Raw genomic sequence first — 23,176 nt, 5'->3', positions numbered from 1 at the left:
ACGCGCCCGTTGCGCACGCGCGGTCAGCACGGCGGCGAGGCGGTCACGAATCTGCGGCAGTGCCGCCTGCAATGCGCGTTCGCCTTCGAGGATGGCGCGCTGTTTCTGGCTGAAATCCGCCGGGCCGATGTCGTTGACTGCCGGCCGGATCACCACGTCGGCGCGCTTGAGTTCGGCGGCGGCGAGCCGCTGGCCCATGATGCGGATGCTCTGATTGACGTTGCCCAGCAGGCTGTACGGTGTGGCACTGGAACCGGTGGCCTTGCTGCCGATGTCGACCGCGATCACGAAGTCGGCACCCAGTTCCCGTGCGGCATCCACCGGCACCGGACTGACCACGCCGCCATCGACGTAATGCCAGCGGCCGATGGTCACCGCCTCGAACACACCCGGGACCGAACTCGATGCACGCACGGCTTGGCCGACATTGCCGCGCTGGAACACCGTTGGCTTGCCATCTTCCAGTCGCGTAGCGACGGCGGCAAACGGAATCGGTAGGCGCTCGATCGGCCGATTGCCAACCTGTGCGTTGACGTAGTCCTCCAGCTTCTGGCCCTTGATCAGGCCACCGGAGAACAGGCTGACATCGCGAATTTGCGCCTCATCCAGCGCCACCGCGCGCTCCTGCAATGCGTAGGCATCCATGCCGCTGGCATACAGCGCGCCAACCACGCTGCCGGCGCTGGTGCCGGTGACAAGCACCGGATGGATGCCGTTGGCTTCCAGCATCTTGATCACGCCGATATGGGCAAAGCCCTTGGCCGCACCGCCCCCGAGAGCCAGGCCGATCCGCAGCGGCGGCAGCGTCGGGGTGGTGACAGGTGCCGGGCTTGCCGGCGCATCGACCACCGTGGGCGATGACACGCAAGCGGCAAGCAGGATGGTGAGCAGGGTAATTGCAACGGGCGCGCGCATGGTAGTTTGGAGGACACGACGGATGCGCAGCTTATGCCCCGGATCTGCAACCGTGGCAGAACAGCGGCTAGCATGGGTGAATGATGACAAGAGTGATCGCGATCCCGCCGAACCGTGCAGAACGCTGGCTGCTGGCGGGTGGCGTGCTGTTGGCATTGGTGGTTTCTTGGTGGATCACCCGCGACCGCCTGACCTGGTTGCTGGAAGTGGTGTGGGCGATGACGGGCCTGGCCCTGATTGCTTGGCGCTGGTCGAGTTTCCCGCTGACCCGGCTGTTGTGCTGGTTGTTGGCACTGCATGCGTTGGTACTGATCCATGGTGGCACCTACACCTATGCGCAGACGCCACTTGGGTTCTGGTTGCAGGATCTCCTGGGGACAGCCCGCAATCCCTGGGACCGGCTCGGCCACTGGATGCAGGGCTTCGTGCCGGCGATCCTTGCCCGCGAACTGCTGCTGCGCTGCACGCCGTTGCAGCGGGACGGCTGGTTGACGTACCTGATACTGGCGGCCTGCCTGAGTTTCTCTGCTTTCTTCGAATTGATCGAGTGGTGGGCGGCGCTGGCCTTCGGCGCGGATGCAGACGCCTTCCTCGCCACCCAAGGCGACCCATGGGACACCCAGTGGGACATGTTCCTTTGCCTGTGTGGTGCAGCAACCTCCTTGCTCCTGCTGTCGCGCTGGCACGATCGTCAACTGGGTGCAGTCGTAAAGGCCGGCAGCTAGCTCAGTCGTCAGTGCGATGGAACGTCAGCACCACACCCCGTCGTTCGGGCTCGGTATCGCGGTGCCAGATCACCGGCACATCCTCCGGTGCGCGGGTTTCGAAGGTGTCGAATCCGGCCTGCGCCTGCTCCCGTTCCAGTTCTTCCTCGATTTCCCAACTGTATTTTTTCCGCGCAGGCGTCGGATCGCTGCGACGGAACAGGATCGCTGCGAGGATTCCTGCCAGTGCGCCGCCGAGGTGTGATTCCCACGAAACGCCAGCTTCTCGCGGGAAAATCGTCAGCAGCATGCCACCGAAGAACAGGAACGCGATCATCCCGGTGGCGATCGAGGCGCGGTCCCGGCGCAGCAGGCCGAGCGTGAACAGCAGGAACATGAGGCCATGCGCGAGCCCGCTGGCGCCCAGATGATGCGATTCGGGCTGGCCCAGCAGCCACGCGCCCAGCCCCGAACCCAGCCACAGCAGCGGCAGCGCCCGCAGACTGGTGCGCGGATAGGCGATGCCCGCCAGCGTTCCCAGCAGCAACAGCGCCGTGCAGTTGGCCAGCAGATGCGCGAACGACCCGTGCAGCAGCGGTGCTGTCAGCAGGCCGAGCAAGCCTTCCGCCGTGTGCGGGGTGACGGAGAGCAAGGTCCAGTCGAAGGTCTGCTGGAGGCCGAAACACAGCCACAGCAGCGCCACGAAGCCGCCGCTGGCCACCGCCGCCCGCCACATTCGCCTGCGGTCGGCTTGGCGCTGCGCGGCGGCGGGCGATTGCGTGGACATCTTCCTGAGGTGGGGCGGGGCTGCCGAAACGCAAGCCCCACCCACACTCCGCTCATGCTGCCTTCGCCGCCGCCGGCCGCGTCAAGCTGAGCGCAATCGTCACCCCGATGATTGCGGCTACGGCACCCAGCGACAGCAACACTGGGATCTTGACCACGTCGAGCAGGAGCATCTTTGCGCCGATGAAGGCCAGCACCAGCGCCAGCCCGTAGGGCAGCAGGTGAAAACGATCGGCCATGCCCTGCAGCAGGAAGAACATTGCGCGCAGGCCAAGCACCGCGAACACGTTCGAAGTCAGCACGATGAATGGATCGGTGGTGATCGCGAAGATTGCCGGGATCGAATCCACCGCGAAGATCACGTCGGTGATGCCCAGCATCACGATCACGATGAACAGTGGGGTGAACTTGCGCCGGCGTCCTTGTCCGATCCACAGCGCGCCGCCGTAATAGCGGCGCAGGAAGGGCACATGCGCGGTCAGCCAGCGCAGGACGGGATTGGTTTCGAGGTCGGGCTCCTGCCCGGCAGCCCGCCACATCTTGATCCCGGTCAGCAGCAGGAAGGCGCCGAAGAGATAGAGAACCCAGTGGAATTTCGCCAGCAACAGGGCGCCGGCGAAGATCAGGATCGCGCGCAAGACAATTGCGCCGATGATGCCGATCACCAACGCACGCTGGCGCTGCAACTCCGGCACTGCGAAATAGTTGAACAGCATCAGGAACACGAAGATGTTGTCGACCGCCAGCGCCTTCTCGACCAGATAGCCGGTCAGGAACTCCATGCCGATGCGGTTGCCTGTCTCTGGGCCGAACTGCTGGCCGGCGTGCCACCACAGCCAGCCGTTGAAGGCCAGCGCCAGCGCCACCCAGCCCAGGCTCCACCACGCCGCTTCCTTGAAGCTGACCTTGTGGGCGCCACCGTGGCGCATCAGCACCAGATCGCCCACCAGGGCGACCAGCACGACCCCGGCGAACACCAGCCAGAGCAAGGGGGATCCGATCGTTTCCATGCACGCCTCCACCGGTTAGCAGGCGGAGGGCGTCCATGCAGGGCACATGGAAAGGAAGCGCGCTTCGCCAGTCGGCGAAGGTCTCACTCACGGGCCGTTGGCCTGCCGCGGCGCCGGGGTCGGTCTTGACCCGTACTGACGACGTCCGCGCGCGGAGTTACTCCCCTTCTTGGGCGACAATAGCCCACTTGTGTGACAGAAACATGAACATCGCCATGACCGAAGCTCTGCCCGTCGTCCAGCTCAAGAACGCCTGGAACTCCACCCATCCGTGGATTTTCCAGCGGCTGGTGGACAAGCCCGCGCAAAAGCCCAAGCCCGGCAGCATTGTCGATGTGGTCGGCGTGGATGGGGTGTGGATCGGGCGTGGCTTCTACAACGGCCATTCGCGGATCGCGCTGCGGATGCTGGAGAAGGATCCGGACGTGGCGGTGGATGCCGACTGGTTCGTGCGCAAGATCGGCGCGGCGGTGCGCCTGCGCCGCGAAGTCCTGAAGCTGGATGCGGTATCCAACGCATGGCGCGTGGTGCACAGCGAGGGCGATGGCATCAGCGGCTTGGTGGTGGATCGTTACGATGACCTGCTGGTGGTCGAGTTCTTCAGCGCCGGCGCGTGGCGGCACCGCAGCATCATTTTCGATGCGCTGCGCACGCATTTCCCCGGCTGCCGCTTCCACAGCTTCGCCGACGAGCATGTGCAGAAGCAGGAGAGCTTCGACTACAAGGACACCCAGGGCACCGAGCCGGCCATCGTCACCGAGTATGGCGTGAAGTTCCGCGCCGACCCGGCCGGCGCGCACAAGACCGGGTTCTTCGCCGACCAGCGCGAGAACCGGCAATGGCTGTCGCAACAGTGCGAAGGCAAGCGCGTGCTGGACCTGTGCTGCAACACCGGCGGTTTCGGCGTGTACGCAGCGGCGCGCGGCGCCAGCGAGGTGGTCGGGATTGATATCGATCCGGCGGTGATCGAGATCGCGAAGGAAAACGCCCATCTCAACAAGGTCAAACCGCGTTTCATCCAGGCCGATCTCTTCCCGTGGCTGCGCGATGCGGCGATCAATGGCGAGCAGTTCGACGTAGTCATACTCGACCCGGCCAAGATGACCCGCGACCGCGAACAGGTCATCAACGCGCTGAAGAAATACCTCGACATGAACAAGCTGGCGCTGGGTGTGGTCAAGCCGGGTGGCCTGTTCGCCACCTTCAGCTGCACCGGCCTGGTCAGCGAAGACCAATTCCTCGACATGCTGCGCCGCGCCGCGTTCTATGCCGGCCGCACCGTGCAGATCTTGAAGGTCGCCGGCGCCGGCGCGGATCACCCGTGGCTGGCGCAGGTGCCCGAGTCGCGCTATCTGAAGGCGGTGTTCTGCCGGGTGCTGGACTGACGGCCATGGCCGCTTGCGGCGCCGTCGCCCTGGATCGTGCTTCATGCCGCCGGAGCCCGCACTCGTCGCTTGGCCTGGCATCCGCGCCGCCCATGTGCTGATATCGGCCATTCTCGACCGGGAGTGGCGGAATGAGGTGTTTCGGCAAACGGCTGTTGCGGTTCACGCTGGTCGCCATCGCCCTGCTGGTGCTGGCGATCCCGCTGGTATCGCGGATCAAGGGCGTTGTCATCGGCAGGTATGACGGCAAGGTGACGGGCTATGCGAAGGACGCCGGGGTCTGGCTGTTCAACGAATACCCGCCGGTGCCGGCGCGGCGCGATGGTCCCTACGTCATCGACGCAGTTGGACAGCGTATCGCCTTGAACCTGGTGCCGACGGCCGACGGCGAGGCACGGGCCGTGCGTACGCCGGTGGACGGCGATATCGACGTCATCGTCGATGATGCCGTCGGCACGCGCTTCACGGTGCCGCTGCGTAGCCGTTATCCACGACCGGCACTGCAGTGGCCGATGCCGGAGCGCTTGCTTGCGGTCTCGGATCTTGAAGGCAATTTCGCCGCCGCCACCCGCCTGCTTCGCGCGCAGGGCGTGATCGACGCGCAGTTGCATTGGGCCTACGGCCGCGGGCAGTTGGTACTGCTGGGCGACATGGTGGATCGCGGCGACAACGTGGTGCCGCTGCTGTGGCTGTTGTACCGGCTGGAAGCGGAGGCCGCCGCCGCGGGCGGCGCGCTGCATTACGTGCTTGGCAACCACGAGCAGTACCTGCTGCAAGGGCGGATGAAATCGACCCATGACAAGTACTACGGCAGCGCGCGCGTGGCCGGGAGCGACCATGGCGATTTGTGGTCACCGCGGACCGAATTGGGCCGTTGGCTGCGCAGCAAGCCGGTGATGGTGCGGGTCGGCGACACCTTGTTCACCCACGGCGGGGTCAGTCCGCAGGTGCTGGCGGCCGGGCTGGACCTGGCCGCGATCGACCGGCTGGCTGCGCGCTACACCGGGGTGTTCGCCGAGCCGGACAACCCGGGCATGGAGGCGATCCTCGGCCGCCACGGGCTGTCGTGGTATCGCGGGCTGGCCAAGGCCACCGAGTCGACGCCGCTGGCCAGCGCTGCGCATGTCGATGCGCTGCTGGCGAAGTACGGCGCGCGGCGCATCGCCATCGGCCACACCCTGACCGCGCATGTGGGCCAGGCCTACGGCGGGCGCGTGCTGCGCACCGACGTGGCGCATGTGGATGGTGTCAACGAAGGCATCCTGTTTGCAGACGGCGACCTGTGGCGGGTCGATGCCGCCGGTGGCCGCGCCGCGTTGGCGTCAGCGGTGAACCTGACCGAGTGAGGGCGCTGGCCTTGCCGACAGCGGCAAGCCCTGCGCCGCGCCTGCGACCGTCATGCGCTGGTTCGTCCGCGATGAACCTGCCGCACCACCACGAGCCACACCGAACCCGAACAGCGGCTGGTTGCGCATGACGGTGCCGGGCGCCGACGACGGCCTGATTTCCACCAGCAGCCTGATGCTTGGCATGGCTGCAGCGCAATTCCAGTCCTGACGGGTTCGGCCTTGGATGCCCGTTCGCGCCGTCAGGTGGCCTGGGGCAAGGCCATGTGGCGGTCCCGTGCTTACAATCCTCCACGAGGCGGGCGTTTCCCATGCCGCGTTCCGGGCCCGTTCACGCATGATCCACGACGAGCACCATCACCATCACGAACCCCACCGCAGCCAGAACAGCGGCTGGCTGCGCGCGGCGGTGCTGGGTGCCAACGACGGCCTGATTTCCACCAGCAGCCTGATGCTTGGCATGGCTGCAGCGCAGGCCCAACCCACCACCATCCTGCTCAGTGGCCTGGCCGGGCTGGTGGCTGGTGCACTGTCGATGGCGGCTGGTGAGTATGTTTCGGTCAGCTCACAGCGGGATGCCGAACATGCTGATGTGCGGATCGAATCCCGCGCCCTGCGTGAGCATCCCGACCTGGAATTGAAGGAACTGACCAACATCTACATCCAGCGCGGCCTGACTCCGGAGTTGGCGCATGCCGTAGCGGTGCAGTTGACAGAACACGATGTCTTGGGCGCGCACCTGCGTGATGAGGTCGGGATCAACGATGCCCAACGCGCCCGACCGGGGCAGGCGGGGATTGCATCGGCTGCGGCGTTCACGGTTGGCGCGCTGCCGCCGGTGCTGCTGTGCTGGCTGTGGCGGGGGCCGGGCTTGGGCGTGGCGATCGTGGCCAGTTCCCTGCTGTTGTTGGCGCTGCTGGGCTACGTGGCCGAACGGATCGCCGGCGGCGGCGGCTGGAAGGGCGCAACGCGCGTGCTGCTCTGGGGCACGCTGGCGCAGGCGGGAACGGCGCTGATTGGCTGGATGTTCAGGGTGTCGGTGGCCTAGTCCATGGCGGGCATGCCCCGATTGGCTCCGCAAACGTGCGCTGCGGTGCCCGTCGCGGGATTTGCGACGCGCTCTGGCTAAACTGCCGGGATGGAGATGCAAACCATCCTGCTGGTTGCGCTGTTGATCACCGTCGTGGCCGTGTTGGTGCTGCTGCTGCGCAAACCGGACAAGCGCGTGGAACTTGCGATCCGCGAAGATCGCGAGCGCCTCGCTGCGGATTTGGAGCGGGAGCGCAACGCCCGCCAATCCGCCGTGGCGGACGCGGCGCGCTTGGCGGAACGCGCAGCCATGTTGGCCAAGGCTGAGCAGGACTTGGCAGTGATGCGCACGGTCCTGCAGGACAGCCAACAGACTGCAGCCGAAGCGCAGGCCGGACTTGCAGCACAGACCAGCGCTCGCCAACAGGACGAACTGCACCGTGCCGCCGTGGAAGCGGAGCGTGATGCGCTGCGTGACGAGCGCGACACGCTGCGTGCCCAGTTGGCCGAACGCGAGTCGAAGCTGAGCCATAGCGAGCGCAGCAAGGACGAAATGCGGGCCTTCCTCGACAGCGCGCAGGCACGCCTGTCGGGTGCGTTTGCAGAACTGGCGAGCAAGGCATTCGACGAACGCACCCGACAGGCGACGCTGCAGTCGAAAAATGACATTGACCTGTTGTTGAAGCCTTTTGCCGAGCAACTCGCCGGGTTCCGCCAGCGTGTGGACATCCTGCACGGCGAGGACACCCGCCAGCGCGCCACCCTGGTCGGCAGGATCGACGAACTCAAGAGCCTCAATCACGACATGGCCCAGCGTGCCCACGAATTGACCCGTGCCCTGCGCGGCAATGCCAAGGTGCGCGGCGATTGGGGTGAGCTGATGCTGGAAAACGTCCTGCAAGGCTCGGGGCTGGTCGAAGGCGAGCACTATCAGCGGCAGCAATCGGCGACCACGGACGAAGGTGACCGCCAGCGCCCTGACATCGTGGTCAAGCTGCCGGATGATCGCCAGATCGTGGTCGACAGCAAGGTCAACCTGATCGCCTGGCAGGAGGCGATGAACGCGGAAACCCCGGAAGCACAGCAGGATGCGCTGCGCCGGCACGCGGTCGGGTTGCGTCAGCACGTCAGGGACTTGGGCGGCAAGAACTACCCCATGACACTGGGCGAGAGCACATTGGAAGTCACCATCGCCTTCGTGCCGATCGAGGGCGCGCTGTCGGCGGCGCTGGGGTTCGACGGGTCGCTGCAAACCTACGCGTTCGAGCAGAAAATCGTATTCGCTTCGCCGAACACGCTGATGGCATTGCTGCGGGTGGTCGAACGCCTGTGGACACGCGACAAGATCCAGCGCGAAGCGTCCGAAATCGCCAGGATGGGTGGGCTGGTGCTGGACGCGCTGACCAATTTCATGAGCGATTTCGATCGGGTCGGAAAACAACTGGATGATGCACACACTGCCTTCAGGGCGGCGCGTGGAAAACTGAGTGAATCCAATCAGGCGTTGTTCCCGCGCGCACGCCGTCTGGTCGAGCTGGGGGCCAAGGGCAAGAAAGCGCTGCCCGCCGAACTGCGACCCGACCCGGACGATCTTCCGGGCCCGCCCTGATGCCAAGCGTGGGTCCCCTGGCCGGCAGCTGGAGTGAGGCAGGTCGGTGCATCAATCGCAGGCGTTGCGCTGGCATCGTTGACGTGCGGGCCGCAAAGAACGTGCGGGAGGCCGGCAACAGGATCGAGGACCCCGGCGAGTGCACGTGGACGCCGAACCGGAAGCTGCACGTCGTGGATGCCCTGCCAAACGGGGAAACCCAGCAGTTATTGGGGTTCGTGGCGGTCGATCGTGCCGATGACGATGCGTGATGCATGCGCGTCGCATGCCATGCGACACGTCTCCGGCACAATGACGGGACGATGATCGCCGCCACCGATTTCCGCCTCTACCACTCCAGCGCGCTGGACGTGTTGGCTGCACTGATGGCAGAAGAATTGCGCCGGCCGGTGGCCGGACGCGGGTTGCTGGAGCCGGACGTGATCCTGATCCCGCAGCCGGCGATGCGGCGCTGGCTGCAGGCGACGCTGGCCGAGAAATTCGGGGTGGCGGCGAACCTGAAGTTCCTCGCTCCGGGCGAGTTCGTCCAGCAGGCGCTGGATGCCAATCTGGGGGCATCCAACACTGACCTCGACGCCGAAGCGCTGTGCTGGCGCCTGCATGCCGCGTTGGGTGATGTCGAACTGCTGTCCCGGCCGGCGCTGGCCTCGATTGCTGCCCATCTGCGCGATGGTGACGCCGGCAAGCGTTGGGCGCTGGCGGAAGAACTGGCCCGGGTCTACACCCGCTATTCGGCGTGGCGTCGCGACTGGCTGCTGCGCTGGGACGATGGAGCCGATCCCGACGATCCGCAGGCAATCCTGTGGCGAGCGGTCACCCATGGCCGCACGCACCGGGCCCGGCGTATCGGCGAGTATTTGGCGCGGTTTTCCGACGGCGATGGCCGGCCCGAAGGGTTGCCCGCGCGCCTGTTCGTGTTTGCGGCGCTCAACATCTCGCCGGACGTATTGCGGGTGTTGGCGAGCCAGGCCCGGATCGGCACGCTGCACTTCTACCTACCCAACCCGACCCGTGAGTATTGGGGCGACCTGCAGTCGCGGCAAATGCAAGGCCCGGACGAGAACCCACTGCTGCGTGATTGGGGCGCTGCGGGCCGCGATTTCGTGGCCCTGCTGGAAGGCTACGAGGTCGTGCATCCGTCGCTGGACATCAAGGCCCATCCAGACCCCGCACCGGCAGACCCGCAGCAGCCATGCAGCCTGCTGCGGCAGATGCAGTCAGACCTTCTCCACCGTCGGGCACCCCCGGTGCAGGCGCAGCGCGCTGCGGTGGATCGCAGCGATTGCAGCCTGCAGTTCCACGCCTGCCACACACGCCTGCGCGAGTTGCAAGTCCTGCATGATCGCCTGCGCGTGCTGCTTGATCCAACGTTGCCGGAAGGCCGCAGTTTCGATCCGCCGCTGCAGCCGCGCGAGATCGCGGTGCTGGCCCCGGACATCGATCTCTACGCACCGTATCTGGACGCCGTGTTCGGTGGTGCCGGCGAACACGGGCGCGAGGGCCGAATCCCGTACACGCTGGCCGATTCGAGCCCGCTGCAGTGCGAACCGCTGGCCGAGGTGTTCTTGCGTCTGCTGGCCCTGCCGGTGTCGCGGTTCGGCCTCGAGGACGTACTCGACCTGCTGGCCAGCCCAGCACTGGCCGAAGCCTTCGACGTGGGGCCGGAAGACATCGAACGCCTGCGCAGTTGGCTCCACGCCGCTGGTGCGCGCTGGGGGCTGGATGCAGAACACCGCGATCGCAGCGGGGCGCCTCGAGAAACCGCGTACACGTGGCAATTCGCGCTGGACCGCCTGCTGCTTGGCCATGCCAGCGACAGCGAGGCGTTGATCGGTGGTGTGGCGCCGTGGACGGACCTGGAAGGCGGCGTTCTGACGGCCATGGACGCGTTGCTGCGCCTGCTGCGGGTGTTGGCCAGGCACGAAGCGCGATTCCGCGTCCCGATGCCGCCAGCGCAATGGCGTGACCTGTTGCAGGCGCTGCTTTCGGTTCTGTTGCCAAGACCGCCCAGGGACCGCGCCGCGGCACGCAGCCTGGAACGCCTGCGCACCCTGATCGTCGAGTTTGCCGATCAGGCCGAACGTGCTGGCGTGGACGAAGCGGTCCCGTTCGAGCTGGTGCGCACCTGTTTCACCGCGCGGTTGAACGAGGCCGACACCCGCGCGCCGCTGCTGACCGGCGGCGTGAGCGTGGCTCGGATGGTGCCGATGCGCTTGCTGCCGTTCCGGGTGGTTTGCCTGCTGGGTATGAACGAAGGCGAGTTCCCGCGCAGCGATCCGGCCGCCGGGCTGAACCGCCTGACCGCGGAGCTGGGCACGGAGCGCCGTCGCCCCGGTGACCGCAGCATCCGCGAGGATGATCGCTTCCTGTTCCTGCAGTTGTTTGCCGCGGCGCAGGAGGTGCTGTACCTCAGCTGGATTGGCAAGGATCCACGCGATGGCAGCGACCGCGAGCCGTCGACGCTGGTGACCGAACTGCTGGCGGCTGCGGCCGCTTGCCACATGCCACCGGTCTCCGGCGAATCGCCGGTGGCGCAGCAACTGGTGCTCCAGCATCCGCTGCAGCCGTTCTCGGCCGCTGCGTTTGGTGATGGCAAGGATCCACGCCGCTTCAGCTGCCGCGATGACTGGCGTGGCGCGGCCCTGCCAGCTGCATTGCGCACGCCGCTGCCGGCGTGGTTGCCGCGCGATGTGTCGTTGCCGGAATCTGGCGAAGCGGAACAGGTGCTGTCGCTGACGGCGCTGCGGCAGTTCTTCCGGGCGCCCGCCGAACAATTTCTGCGACAGCGACTGCATCTGCGCCTGCCGATTCTGGAAGACGTGCTGGACGATATCGAGCCGTTGCAGCTACCAGACAGCGCGTTGGAACAGCACGGGCTCAAGAGCGCGCTGTTCGATGCGCTCGTGGCCGGACACGCGTGGTCAGACATCCTTGCCACGCTGCGCGCCCGTGGCCTGCTGCCCGCCGGTCCGATGGGTGAGCAGGTGCTGGAAGCCCTGCGCTCTGAGATCGGGCCGTATGTCGACGTGTTCCTGAACTGGCAAGGTGGCGCGGTGCCCACCGACGTGGCGTTGGATGTGGACATCGATGGCCTGCGCCTGCAGAGCCACCTGCGCGAGGTGTATCCGCACGGTGCCGTGAGGATGCGCTTCGGCAAGCCCAGTGGCAATTCGGTGTTGCGCAACGGCATGGATTGGCTGCTGCTTGGTGCCGCCGGAGTCGACTTGGGACTGGTTGAAATCGAAGAGAGGGAAGGCGTGGGTATTGCTGCCTTCCCACGCACGCCCTGTGATCGAGAAAGGGCGATCGACGCGCTGCGTTTGTTGCTCGCCCTGCGGCGGGACGGGCTGCGCACGCCGTTGGCGTTTGCACCCTACAGCAGTTGGGCGCTGTATGAATCTCGCGAAAATCCCGCAAGGGGTCTGAAGCATGCAGCCCGCAAATGGAATGGCGGCAGCTGGGACAAGGGCTTTGCCGAAGGCAGTGAAGCTGGGTCGCGTCTGGCACTGCGCGGACGAGACTGGTTTACGCAGCGCGAAGAAGCCGCGGAATTCGCGCGCGTCGCTGGCCTCGTGTTCGGTGCGTTGACCTTGGCGCAACCCGAACCGATCGTCATCGATGGCGTGTCGTTGCCGGAATCGGATGAGACCGAGGGGGCCGAATGAGCGTCGTCGAGCCCTATCTGGACCTTCCGCTGCGTGGCGTGCAGTTGATCGAGGCCAGCGCCGGCACCGGCAAGACATACACCTTGGCGACCCTGGTGCTGCGGCTGGTGGTTGAGGAGCGCCTGCGGGTCAGCCAGATCCTGGCGGTGACTTACACCGTTGCGGCCACCCAGGAACTGCGCAAGCGCATCCGCGAACGCCTGCAGCTGGCGTTGGACGTGTGTGGCACCGAGGATGCCCCGGAAGATTCGCCCGAATCCGGATTGACCCGACAGATCCTCCGCCGCCATCTGCAGCGACAGGAGGAAGACGTTCAGTCGGCACTGCGTGAAACATGGGAAATGCTGCAGCAGCGGCTGCGGGAGGCAGTGCTGGAAACCGACCTGGCGGCGATCTTCACCATCCACGGCTTCTGCGCCCGCGTGCTGGGTGAGCACGCATTGGAAGCGGGTGGAACCTTCGTCGCACAGGACGTGCTCACCAGCGAGCGCGACCTGCACGCGCGCCTCGCCGCCGACCTCTGGCGCGCCCGGGCGGTGGATCCGGACGCGGCACTGGACTTGGTCGAGTTGTGGAAAACCCATGCGGCGCTGGCCGACGATCTCAAGCACCTGCTGAAACCGATTCCGCTGTTGCCAGATGCGCCGACCGACGACATCGACACGACCGCCGCGCAGCAGGACGTGGCACGTGCCGCCGAAGCCCTGCGGCAGAACTGGTGTGACCACGGGGACAGGTTTTTCGATGCGCTGGCGCAGGCCACGGTCGAAGGCATCTTGAATTTGGGGCAATACAAGCTTGATTGGCAAGCTGACCTGCGCGGTTGGCTTGTGCAGTTTTCCGCGGGACACAACACCACCGACAAACCCCACGACAAGCTGGCGAAAATCACCCCGGCCGCGCTGGAAAAAGGCACGAAGGCTGCTTTCAAGGGCAAGACGCCGGCCGCATCGCTGACCCAGGTAGTCGATTCCTATCTGGCTGCGCTGCAGGCATGGGAATCCGTCGTTCGCCAGCGACGGATCCGGCGCTTGCATTCGCTGCGTGCGGAGGCCCGTGTTCGCGCTGCGCAGATCAAGCAGGTGCAGCGCTCGCAAACGTACGACGACCTGATCACTGGCGTGGCCGATGCGCTCGCGGGCGATCAGGGCAGCACGCTGGCGAAGTCCCTGCGCGGGCAGTACCGGGTGGCGCTGGTGGACGAATTCCAGGATACCGATACGCGCCAGTGGCAGATCTTCAATCAGGTATTCGGCTTCGAAAGCATGGGTCCCGCGCTGTTCCTGATCGGCGATCCCAAGCAGGCGATCTACGGTTTTCGCGGTGGTGACGTGCAGGCCTATCTGGCTGCTGCGGGACTGCCGGGCGTGTCCAAGGCGCCCGAGTTGACTCGCAACTTCCGCTCGCGCCCCGGCCTGATCCGCGCCGTCAATGCGCTGTATGCCGGCAAGGAAGGAGCCGCGTTCTGCGAGGCCGGCATCCAGTACCGGATCGTCGAAGCCGGTGACCAGCGTTCGGATGCGGATTTCCAGATCGACGGCGAACCGGCGCCGGCACTGACCCTGTGGCAGTCGGGTCACGATTCCCCCACTGATGGCCGCGGCGCCGGCCCGAAGGATTGGGACGCTGAAGGCTCTCGCGTCCAAGCCACCGCCGCCTGCGCGGCCGCAATTCACGCCGTGCTGGCACAGGCAGTTGATGGTCGCGCGCGGATCGAGGGGAAGCCGGTTGTTCCCGGTGACATCGCGGTGCTGGTGCGCAGTCACAAGGAAGCCACCCGGATCCGGCAGGCGCTGGTGCAGCTGGGCATTCCGGCAGTCGCAGCCGGAAAGTTGAGCATCTTCGCCACGGATGAGGCCCGTGAGCTTCACGCCGTGTTGCTTGCACTCCTGCACGCGGGCGAGGACGGACGCCTGCGCGCGGCGTTGGCAACGGTGCTGGTGGGCGTTTCTGCCACCGAGATCGACCGGTTGGAACAGGATGGTGCGCTCCACCTAAACTGGCAGCAGTCGCTGCAGGCTTGGCGGCTGCGACTGCTGCGCGGTGGGCCACTGGCCATGATCAGCGAGCTGTGTGCACAGCAGGCCACGCGGTTGCTTGGGCTCATGGATGGCGAACGGCGGTTGAGCAATTACCTGCAGCTGGCCGAAGCTCTGCAGGAAGCACAGGCACTTGCATCGGGCCTGCATGGGTTGGTGGCTTGGCTGGCGCTGCGCATCGCCGAGTCGGACAAGGACGACGACAGTCAGCTGTTGCGGCTGGAATCGGATGCGCAGCGGGTGCAGATCGTGACCCTGCACAAGAGCAAGGGTCTGGAATACCCGCTGGTGTTCCTGCCATTCGTCGGGATTGGCCGCAAGCCGCCATCGTTTGGCCGCTGCTGCGAGGTGCACGATGAAATGAACGGGGCACGCTGCCTGCATTGGAAGTTCGACTCGACGGGCGAGGCTTGGAAGGCTGCCAAGGAAAAGGCGGAGCAAGCCGAACTGGCCGAGGAAGCGCGCCTGCTGTACGTCGGCTTGACCCGCGCCCGCCACGCGCTGTGGCTGGCGTTCGGGCCGTTCTTCAACCACGACAAGGCCGCGCTCAATCGTTTGCTGGATGACCCGCAGGCGCTGGTCGAATGCCAGGACATCGTGCTGGATGCGACGGTCGCCCCGAACGATCTCCCGCGTCTGGCGTTGGAGGTGGGGCGGGACGTCGCGCCCGCCCGCAGTGCGTCCATCCTGACCCACGGCGACTGGTGGGTGCACAGCTTCAGTCAACTGCGCGATTCCAAGGGTGGCGGCGAGCATGGCGCAACGCCGTTCGAAACCGGAGGCGGGAAGGACGAATCGGACGAACCCGATGGAATGGCAGACTCAAGCGCCAGCGACCGCCGGTTCACCGGCACCCGTTTTGGCGTGGCCCTGCACGCGATGTTCGAGAAAACGACGTTCTCCGCTTGGTGTGCTTGGCACGATGGCGAATCGGCGCCGGCAGATCAGCACGCATTCCTTGTCGATGCCTTGCTGCAACAGGGATATCCCGCCGCCGAAGTCGCAGACGGCGTGACGCTGGCCACGCGACTGGTCGGGCACACGCTGACTGCGCGATTGCCGGAACAGTTGCGCTTGTGCGACCTGCCGCTTGAGTCGCACCGGGCGGAAATCGAGTTCCAGTTCTCGATCCGACCCACCGATGTCGATGCGCTGCTCGCGTTGCTGCACGCCCACGGCATTGTTCCCGACCGCGACCGTTTCGGCTTGCGCACCCGACTGGAAGGATTGATGACGGGGTTCATCGACCTGGTCTATGTCCACGCCGGACAGTGGTATGTGCTCGACTACAAATCCAATCGCCTGCCAAGCTACGACGCGACGTCACTGCGTCTGGCCATGCGCGACGGCGAATACGACCTGCAGGCGCTGATCTACACCCTGGCCCTGCACCGCTGGCTACGCTTTCGGTTGGGACGTGGCTACGATCCGGCGCGCGATCTCGGCGGCATCCGCTACGTCTTCTGCCGTGGCGTGCATGCCGAGGACGCCGACGGTGCGGGCATCCACGCGCAGTGTTTCGACCCGCAGCTGGTCTTGGCGCTCGACACCCTGTTCGGACCGGCTCCGATCCAGGAGGTGGCGGCATGAGCCTGTGGATGTCACTGCTGCAAACCGGCAGCTTGCGGGCCCTCGATGTGGCGCTGGCCGAAACCGTGCAGAGGCAGGATCCGGGCGCGTCTGATGCCGTGTTGGCCGGCGTGGCGCTGGCTTCGCTGGCGGTATCACACGGCCACGCGGCGCTGGATCTGGCCAGGCCGCAGCTGCTGGTGGAGTCGCACACGGCCTGGCCATCCGTCGATGCCTGGGCGCGGGCGTTGGCCGACGCACGCTGCGTGGCATCGCCCGCACAACCGGATTTGGAATCGGAACCGAAGCCATTGGTGCTGGAAAACGGCCTGCTGTATCTGCGCCGCTACCGCGAATACGAGCGCCGTCTGGCGCGAGGGTTGCGGGGGATCGCCGCGCATTCCATCGATGCCGATCCCGCGCCACTGGCGCCGCTGTTCCGGCAACTCTTTCCATCCGGGGATGCCGACGACCTGCAGGCGCAGGCGGCACGCTTGGCGCTGGAACGCACCCTGCTGCTGGTGACCGGCGGCCCTGGCACCGGCAAGACCACCACCATCGCGCGATTGCTGGTGCTGCGAATCGCGCAGTCCCGGAACGCTGGCCGGCCGGATCCGCGTATCGCGCTGGCCGCACCGACCGGACGCGCCGCCGAGCGCATGGCTGCGAACCTGCAACGCGCCGCCGCGCAGATGGCGGAAGACGGCGTGGAATCGACATTGCGTGCGGCCCTGCCGGAGTCTGCCAGCACCCTGCACCGGCTGTTGGGCGTGATCCCGGACACGCCGCGGTTCCGGTACGGCGCGGAGGACCCGCTGCCACTGGACATCGTGGTGGTCGACGAGGCCTCGATGGTGGACCTGCCGCTGATGTGCAAACTGGTCGAGGCGGTGGCCGATGGCGCGCAGCTGATCTTGCTGGGGGATGCCGACCAGTTGCCCTCGGTGGAAGCCGGCGACGTGCTGGCGTCGATCCTCGGAGCCACCGGCGACGGGCAGGAGCTGCAGGGTGCACGCGTGCACCTTAAGCGCAGTTGGCGGCAGAGCGCGGCGCTGGACCTGGCACCCTTGGCTGCGGCCGTGTGCGATGGCAACAGTGCATCGGCACTCGCGCTGTTGCACGGTGGCAGGCTGTCCAACGTGCGATTCCATGCCGATGCCACCGATCCGTTGGCGGCCTGCCCGCAGTTGCTGGAACACTGGTGCGCGCTGGCCGCGTTCGATGATCCTGCGCAGGCGCTGCAACACGTCGGTGCGATGTGCCTGCTCACCGCGCTGCGAGACGGTCCGCAGGGAGCCACGACGCTCAATGCGAGAATCGAAACGCTGCTGTCCGGCCAGCCGGCCGGTCGATCCTCCGCATGGTTCCGCGGCCGACTGCTGCTGATCGCCCGGAACAGCCCAGAGCACGGCTTGTCCAACGGCGATGTGGGGATCTGCCTGCCGGATGCGCAGGGCCAGCCTCGGGTCTGGTTCGCCGCCAGTGGCGGCATGCGCGCTTTCCATCCTGCGGCGCTGCCTGCGCACGAATCCGCCTTCGCGATGACCGTGCACAAGGCCCAGGGCAGTGAGTTCGACACCGTGTTCCTGCAGCTTCCGGGCCGCGATGCCCGCGTGCTCAGCCGCGAACTGCTCTACACCGGCATCACCCGTGCCCGCAATTCGCTGCACCTGGCGGCATCGGAGGACGTGCTGACGACCGCACTGGCGCGTCGCGCGCAGCGGGTGTCCGGGCTGACTGCTCGGTTGCAGGTTGCCGGCGTGCGGAAGCCGTACCCCGCGACGGTTTGCCCGGTGTCAGACGCAGGATAGATTTCGCATACTGATTCGCGCCCGAGCCCGGAGCCTGCCATGAAAACGCCTTGCCTTCTCGCCACCACGCTCCTCATGGCCGCATCACCCGTGCATGCCGCCAAGCCGGTGTTCGAAACGCATTCCTGTGATTACACCGACCTGAGCCGGGACGTGACGTATTCGGGTCGTTGCCACAAGCAGCAGACAGAGATCAACGGCCACTTTGCCTACATCCTGACGTGGCCTTCCGGCGGCAGGGTGACCGTCGAATTCGTCAATGCGCAAAGTGGCAACCACATCTGGAAATTGAACGGCAAGGCTGCAGTGGCCGTCGAAATCTCGCGCGAACAGCTCAAGGGATTTTCGCTGGATCTGAACCAGATGCTGGAATGGCAGGACCGTCCCTGATCGGGGATGTCGCCGTGGATCCAGCAGCTTCCTGCAGCGCGAGCACCGTTGACCGAGTAATTGCTCCAATTCAACTGGAGTAGCCTCGACGGAACGTCATTGGGGGCATCGTGATGCAAGAGACGTTTGCAACCCACCGCGTCGATAACCAGCCGCCTCCGTTCGGCGCCTGCAACATCTGGATGGACGACGCCGGACTGCGCGAGGCGGTTTTTCGTGAAGGTGGTGAAACGTTTGCTCCGCAGCTTGTCGAGTACGGCCAGGTCGCCGGCACGCGATTGCTGCAGCTGGCCGATGACGCCCACCGTGACCGCCCGCGCCTGATCGCCTACGACGCCTACGGTCGGCGCCTCGATCGGGTCGAGTTCCATCCGGCCTACCACGAAGTGATGGGCACGGCGATCGCCCACGGCGTTGCCGGGTGGTCGTGGGCGCAGCCGCAGCCCGGCGCGCACGTTGTCCGCGCCGCGCTGAGCTATCTGCACTATCAGGGCGAACCGGGCAGCAGTTGCCCGCTGACCATGACCCATGCCGGCGTGCCGGTGCTGCGCCAGAACCCGGCACTGCGGGAATGGGCAGACAAGGCCGCGGCACCGCACTACGACCCGCGCTTCGTGCCGATCCACGACAAGCAGGGTGTCACCCTCGGCATGGGCATGACCGAGAAGCAGGGAGGCAGCGATGTGCGCAGCAATTCCACCCGCGCCACCCCGCTCGCCGCCATCGGTGAATACCTGCTGGTCGGCCACAAATGGTTCTTCTCGGCGCCGATGTCGGATGGCTTTCTGGTGCTGGCGCAGGCACCCGGTGGCCTGAGCTGCTTCCTGCTGCCGCGTTGGCGGCCTGACGGCACGGTCAATGCGCTGCGCCTGCTCAGGCTGAAGGACAAGCAGGGCGACTGGTCGAATGCTTCGTCCGAGGTCGAGTTCGAGAATGCCTGGGCGTGCTTGATCGGCGAGGAAGGCCGTGGGGTTGCCACCATCCTGGAGATGGTGATGCTGACCCGGCTTGATTGCATGCTGGGCTCGGCCGGCCTGATGCGGATGGCGCTGCGGCGCGTCCTCCACCACGTCAGCCACCGCCATGCGTTCGGCAAGCGTCTGCTCGATCAGCCGCTGATGCGCAACGTGCTGGCCGATCTGGCGCTGGAATCGGAAGCCGCCACCGCGCTGGCGCTGCGGGTGGCCGGGGCGGTCGATCGTGCGCCGCAGGATCCGCACGAAGCCGCGCTGGCGCGGGTGGCCACCGCAATCGGCAAGTTCTGGATCTGCAAGCGCGCCTCGATGGTGGCCGCCGAAGCACAGGAATGCGTCGGCGGTCTCGGTTACATCGAGGAATCGGGGATGCCGAGGTTGTTCCGGCAGTCGCCATTGAATGCGATCTGGGAAGGCTGCAGCAACATCCAGTGCCTCGACGTGCTGCGTGCGCTGGGCCGCGAGCCGGAAACCGGCGAGGCGCTGGGCGCGGAATTGCAGGCCGCCGCAGGGCACGATCCACACTTTGATACGGTGTTGCAGGCGGGCCTGGCACAGCTGGCGGCTGGTACCGACGAGGCTGGCGCGCGCGCCCTCGTCGAGCGCCTGGCGCTGCTGCTGCAGGGCGCCACCCTGCTGCGCGCCGGCCATCCGCTGGCCGCGCACTGGTGCGCCAGCCGGCTGGGCGGTCACACCGCCTGCTTCGGCGGCTTGGCCTCGGCGGAGGCCATCGAAGCTGCGCTGGCGCGAGTCGGGGTTTGAAAAGCCACTACGGAAGCCGGGCCTTGTGGCGATGGCGCGTGGTGGTTGCGCTCCTGCTGGTGCTTCCGGCCGGGCAGGCCGAAACGACAACACCCGATGCCTGCCATGACCTGCCTGCCTGCATCCAGCAGTTGCGATCACAAGCACTTGCCCGGCATCAGGACCGATACGCAGGCATGGGGCCGGATGAAGAACGTGTGGTACAGCGGATCGTCGCGCTGCCGGGGGGAGTTGATGCCTTGGTGCCGTTGCTCGAAGACCCTGACGAGGCGGTCGCTGAACTGGCGGCTTACGCATTGCGCGATGCGCCAGTGATCAAGCCGGTCTATTTGCCGCAAATCCAGAGGGGTCTAGATCGCGGGCTTGGCTGGCTTGCCCCTGCGCTGGCTAGGATCGGTACGGCCGAAGCGGCGAAGGAGGCCGTGGACAGATACATGGCATCCGACAGTTCGCCGGGGAACCAGGAGGCCTACGCACTGCACCTTCTCGGGCGTCGGGCTTTCCCTTTTCTGCTGGAATATGCGCGCTGCCGGCCTGCGTGCAAGGACACTACGTACGATCTGTTGCGTTTCGTTCTGGCCGAGTTGGGGCCCGAAAGGGCTGAAATCGGCCCGCCGCTGCTGGCAATTGCCTTGGACAGGACGGCCACCCCGCACGTGGCGCGCGGCGCGTTGTGGATGATTGCAGCGCTCGGAGAAGATGGCCTGGGGCTGGAGCACGACTTGCTGCGCGAACGCGACCAAGCTCGGCACATGGCGGCATGGATTGACACGGCACTGGTGGGCATTCACTCCGCTGCCGCTGGCGAGATCTTCGCAAGGCAATTGGCGGAGGCGCCGGAGGCGATGACGCTGGTTGATTTGGCACAGGTCGGACGGGCCGGCCGTGAAGCCGGGCCCACCGTGCGTTCGATCTTCAAGGAGCGAGAGGAATTGCGTCTCGAAGCGGCGGCCACCTTGGGCTATATCGGCTATTCCGAGGCGATCCCGGAGTTGGTTGCTGCGCTGGATGACGTTGTGGATCCGCGCATGCCCATGGTGGCCGCCGCTGCGCTGGCGCAACTTCAGGCAACCTCCGCGCTGGCTGCGTTGGACCGGACGGCCTCAGCGCACTGGTATCCGCCGGCCCGCGATGCCGCGCGCAAAGCGGCGGAGAGCATCCGGTCCGGAGTCGAGCCGCCAACACCCAAACGCGGAAACCTGTACGTGTTTGTCCCGTTTTACCCGCCGCCAACCAGCCTCCCCGACTGCGAACAGTTCCGTGAGCAGGCCGTGCGTGAACCCCCGGAAGCAAAACTGTATGCCGCGTCGGCAGCGGCGCAACTGCAACGGCTGGCCTACCCGAGCGAAATCGTCAGCGTTGGGGCGGCCGATGAAGCCGAGCAAAGAGCGCAGGGCAGAGACATCGTGGACGTCCGTCCGGACAACCTGCTGGTGCATCGACAGCCGATCCGGCAGACGCCGGATGTTGCCTTGCGGGTTGAAGGGGGGTGGCTTGCCGGGAGCAATCGCGGGGAGTGGGGCGGTGAGCTGGTTTTCATTTCGGACAAGGGGGACGTTCAGCGCGTCGCGGATGAAAACGTCGAGGATGTCTATCACCTTGGAACGCGCATCATTGCCACCATCGGGCTGGCCCATTTGTCCCGGAACGAGGGCGCCATTCTGGAGCTCAAGGCAGATGCGGATGGCCATTGGCAATCCGCGGTTTGGCGCAGACTGCCCGGTGCGCCACGCGCGTCCTATCGGGTTGCTCCTGACAGCCTGCTGGTGCAGACCGCAGGTTTGGGCGCGATTGTCATCAATGCGAATGGGGACATGCGGATGGCGAGCTGCGCCGCGCCTTGATCGGTCACTGCCGGTTTTGCGCTGCGATCACGCGGTGACGCGCTAACATGCACTTTTGCGAGAGCGCTCATGACCGAAGAGATTCGCCACGACATCACCCGCAGTCAGGCCGAAGACGCCGTGCGCACGCTGTTGAAATGGGCCGGGGACGACCCGAGCCGCGAAGGGCTGCTGGACACCCCGCAGCGGGTGGTCGATGCCTACGGCGAATGGTTCGCCGGCTATGCGTTGGATCCGGATGATTACCTGCAGCGCACCTTCGAGCACGTCGGCGGCTACGACGGCATGGTGGTGCTGCGCGACATCCAGTTCGAAAGCCACTGCGAGCACCACATGGCGCCGATCATCGGCAAGGTCCACATCGGCTACCTGCCCAACGGCAAGGTGGTGGGGATCAGCAAGCTGGCGCGGGTGGTCGAGGCCTACGCGCGGCGCTTCCAGGTGCAGGAAAAGATGACCGCGCAGATCGCCGACTGCATTCAGCGCGCGCTGCAGCCGCTGGGCGTGGGCGTGGTGGCGGTGGGCTCGCACGAATGCATGACCACCCGCGGCATCCACAAGCGTGGGGTGGGGATGGTGACCTCGCGGATGCTCGGCAGCTTCCAGGAAGACGCCCGCACCCGCACCGAGTTCCTGCAGTTCATTGCGGTGGAATCCGGACGCTGATGGCAGGGCGGAGGCTGAGGACATCGCTTTTCTGTATTTATCCGGGTAATATAAGGATTTCCTCGACAGGCTGCCATGCTCAATCCAGCGCTGCGTTGCACCGCTTTTTCCGGATCGACCCGGATCGCCACTGGCGAACTTCGGCACGTTGCCATGAAGGCAAAGCAGGTTTTCGATACCCACCCTGAGCGGCCATTGCGGGTGTTCGAGGATGCCGGAGGACAGACCGTCGAGTTGCCCTTGGAACTCCCGACCGTCGATCTGCTGCGCTTGATCGAATACCCTGAAGTACGGGCCGATACGGGCAATGCACATCCTTACAAGCGCCCGCCCGGCCGCCCGAAACTGGGCGTGGTGCCACGTGAAGTGACCTTGTTGCCACGGCACTGGGATTGGCTGGCGGCGCAGCCGGGCGGGGCCTCGGTGGCCCTGCGGAGATTGGTGGACGAGGCGCGCAAGGTGTCGGCCGGGGAAGACCGGCGTCGCGCCGCGCAGGAGGCAACCTACCGATTCATGCTGGTGATGGCGGGCGACGCGCCGGGCTTCGAAGACGCCGCCCGCGCGCTGTTTGCCGGCGATGCCGGCCGTTTCGAAAACCAATTGCTGGCCTGGCCCGAGGACGTGCGCGAGCACGCGCTGTGGCTGGCCACCGACGCATTCGGCGGCTGAAAC

General features: G+C 66.0%; 17 protein-coding genes and 1 pseudogene. 15 read left to right on the top strand and 3 right to left on the bottom strand.

Going from position 1 to position 23,176, the window contains the following annotated elements; all coding sequences use genetic code 11:
* Window positions 1-12 precede the first annotated feature (12 nt).
* Window positions 13-915 (bottom strand): annotated as a pseudogene (locus IT472_RS09360) (patatin-like phospholipase family protein); the annotation flags it as partial.
* An 80-nt stretch (window positions 916-995) separates the two neighbouring features.
* Here IT472_RS09360 and IT472_RS09355 point away from each other — a divergent pair.
* The gene (locus IT472_RS09355; RefSeq protein ID WP_297181166.1) at window positions 996-1,640 is read left to right on the top strand and encodes a DUF2238 domain-containing protein; all 645 of its coding nucleotides are present in this window, start codon (window positions 996-998) and stop codon (window positions 1,638-1,640) included.
* Between the two features lies 1 nt (window position 1,641).
* Here the strand turns inward: IT472_RS09355 and IT472_RS09350 are convergent, their stop codons facing one another.
* Window positions 1,642-2,406: a rhomboid family intramembrane serine protease gene (locus tag IT472_RS09350; RefSeq protein ID WP_297181164.1), complete on the bottom strand. Its 765-nt coding sequence runs from the start codon at window positions 2,404-2,406 to the stop codon at window positions 1,642-1,644.
* A gap of 52 nt (window positions 2,407-2,458) precedes the next feature.
* The gene (locus IT472_RS09345; protein WP_297181162.1) at window positions 2,459-3,415 is read right to left on the bottom strand and encodes a TerC family protein; all 957 of its coding nucleotides are present in this window, start codon (window positions 3,413-3,415) and stop codon (window positions 2,459-2,461) included.
* 215 nt (window positions 3,416-3,630) lie between these two features.
* Between IT472_RS09345 and IT472_RS09340 the strand changes: the two genes are divergently transcribed.
* The 14 genes from IT472_RS09340 (at window position 3,631) to IT472_RS09275 (ending at window position 23,173) form a co-directional block, all read left to right on the top strand.
* On the top strand, window positions 3,631-4,800 hold the full coding sequence (locus IT472_RS09340; RefSeq protein WP_297181160.1) for a class I SAM-dependent rRNA methyltransferase: 1,170 nt from the start codon (window positions 3,631-3,633) through the stop codon (window positions 4,798-4,800).
* A 131-nt stretch (window positions 4,801-4,931) separates the two neighbouring features.
* Window positions 4,932-6,146: a metallophosphoesterase gene (locus IT472_RS09335; RefSeq protein ID WP_297181157.1), complete on the top strand. Its 1,215-nt coding sequence runs from the start codon at window positions 4,932-4,934 to the stop codon at window positions 6,144-6,146.
* Between the two features lie 52 nt (window positions 6,147-6,198).
* Entirely contained in the window at window positions 6,199-6,357 is a 159-nt protein-coding gene (locus IT472_RS09330) for a hypothetical protein (RefSeq protein ID WP_297181156.1), read from the top strand.
* Between the two features lie 126 nt (window positions 6,358-6,483).
* Complete coding sequence (locus tag IT472_RS09325) at window positions 6,484-7,194, top strand: VIT family protein (RefSeq protein WP_297181202.1); 711 nt, start codon at window positions 6,484-6,486, stop codon at window positions 7,192-7,194.
* Window positions 7,195-7,284: 90 nt separating this feature from the next.
* Window positions 7,285-8,784, top strand: a complete 1,500-nt coding sequence (gene rmuC, locus IT472_RS09320) for a DNA recombination protein RmuC (protein WP_297181154.1) — start codon at window positions 7,285-7,287, stop codon at window positions 8,782-8,784.
* Between the two features lie 83 nt (window positions 8,785-8,867).
* The gene (locus tag IT472_RS09315) at window positions 8,868-9,035 is read left to right on the top strand and encodes a hypothetical protein (RefSeq protein WP_297181152.1); all 168 of its coding nucleotides are present in this window, start codon (window positions 8,868-8,870) and stop codon (window positions 9,033-9,035) included.
* 51 nt (window positions 9,036-9,086) lie between these two features.
* A complete protein-coding gene (gene recC / locus IT472_RS09310) occupies window positions 9,087-12,449 on the top strand; it encodes an exodeoxyribonuclease V subunit gamma (RefSeq protein ID WP_297181150.1) in 3,363 nt (1,120 codons plus the stop codon).
* Complete coding sequence (locus IT472_RS09305) at window positions 12,446-16,078, top strand: exodeoxyribonuclease V subunit beta (RefSeq protein ID WP_297181148.1); 3,633 nt, start codon at window positions 12,446-12,448, stop codon at window positions 16,076-16,078. The genes recC and IT472_RS09305 overlap by 4 nt, the downstream gene beginning before the upstream one ends.
* Window positions 16,075-17,868: an exodeoxyribonuclease V subunit alpha gene (recD, locus tag IT472_RS09300; RefSeq protein ID WP_297181146.1), complete on the top strand. Its 1,794-nt coding sequence runs from the start codon at window positions 16,075-16,077 to the stop codon at window positions 17,866-17,868. Before IT472_RS09305 ends, recD begins: the two co-directional genes overlap by 4 nt.
* Window positions 17,869-17,907: 39 nt before the next feature.
* On the top strand, window positions 17,908-18,258 hold the full coding sequence (locus IT472_RS09295; protein ID WP_297181144.1) for a hypothetical protein: 351 nt from the start codon (window positions 17,908-17,910) through the stop codon (window positions 18,256-18,258).
* A 113-nt stretch (window positions 18,259-18,371) separates the two neighbouring features.
* Window positions 18,372-19,994, top strand: a complete 1,623-nt coding sequence (locus tag IT472_RS09290; RefSeq protein WP_297181142.1) for an acyl-CoA dehydrogenase family protein — start codon at window positions 18,372-18,374, stop codon at window positions 19,992-19,994.
* A gap of 38 nt (window positions 19,995-20,032) precedes the next feature.
* Window positions 20,033-21,838, top strand: a complete 1,806-nt coding sequence (locus IT472_RS09285) for a hypothetical protein (RefSeq protein ID WP_297181139.1) — start codon at window positions 20,033-20,035, stop codon at window positions 21,836-21,838.
* A gap of 69 nt (window positions 21,839-21,907) precedes the next feature.
* The gene (gene folE, locus IT472_RS09280) at window positions 21,908-22,504 is read left to right on the top strand and encodes a GTP cyclohydrolase I FolE (protein ID WP_297181137.1); all 597 of its coding nucleotides are present in this window, start codon (window positions 21,908-21,910) and stop codon (window positions 22,502-22,504) included.
* Window positions 22,505-22,579: 75 nt separating this feature from the next.
* Window positions 22,580-23,173, top strand: coding sequence for a DUF2239 family protein (locus IT472_RS09275; RefSeq protein ID WP_297181135.1), 594 nt, complete (start codon window positions 22,580-22,582; stop codon window positions 23,171-23,173).
* Window positions 23,174-23,176 lie beyond the last annotated feature (3 nt).

Source organism: Thermomonas sp. (assembly GCF_020850895.1).
Lineage (GTDB): Bacteria > Pseudomonadota > Gammaproteobacteria > Xanthomonadales > Xanthomonadaceae > Thermomonas.
This window is presented reverse-complemented; position numbering and strand designations above follow the sequence as displayed.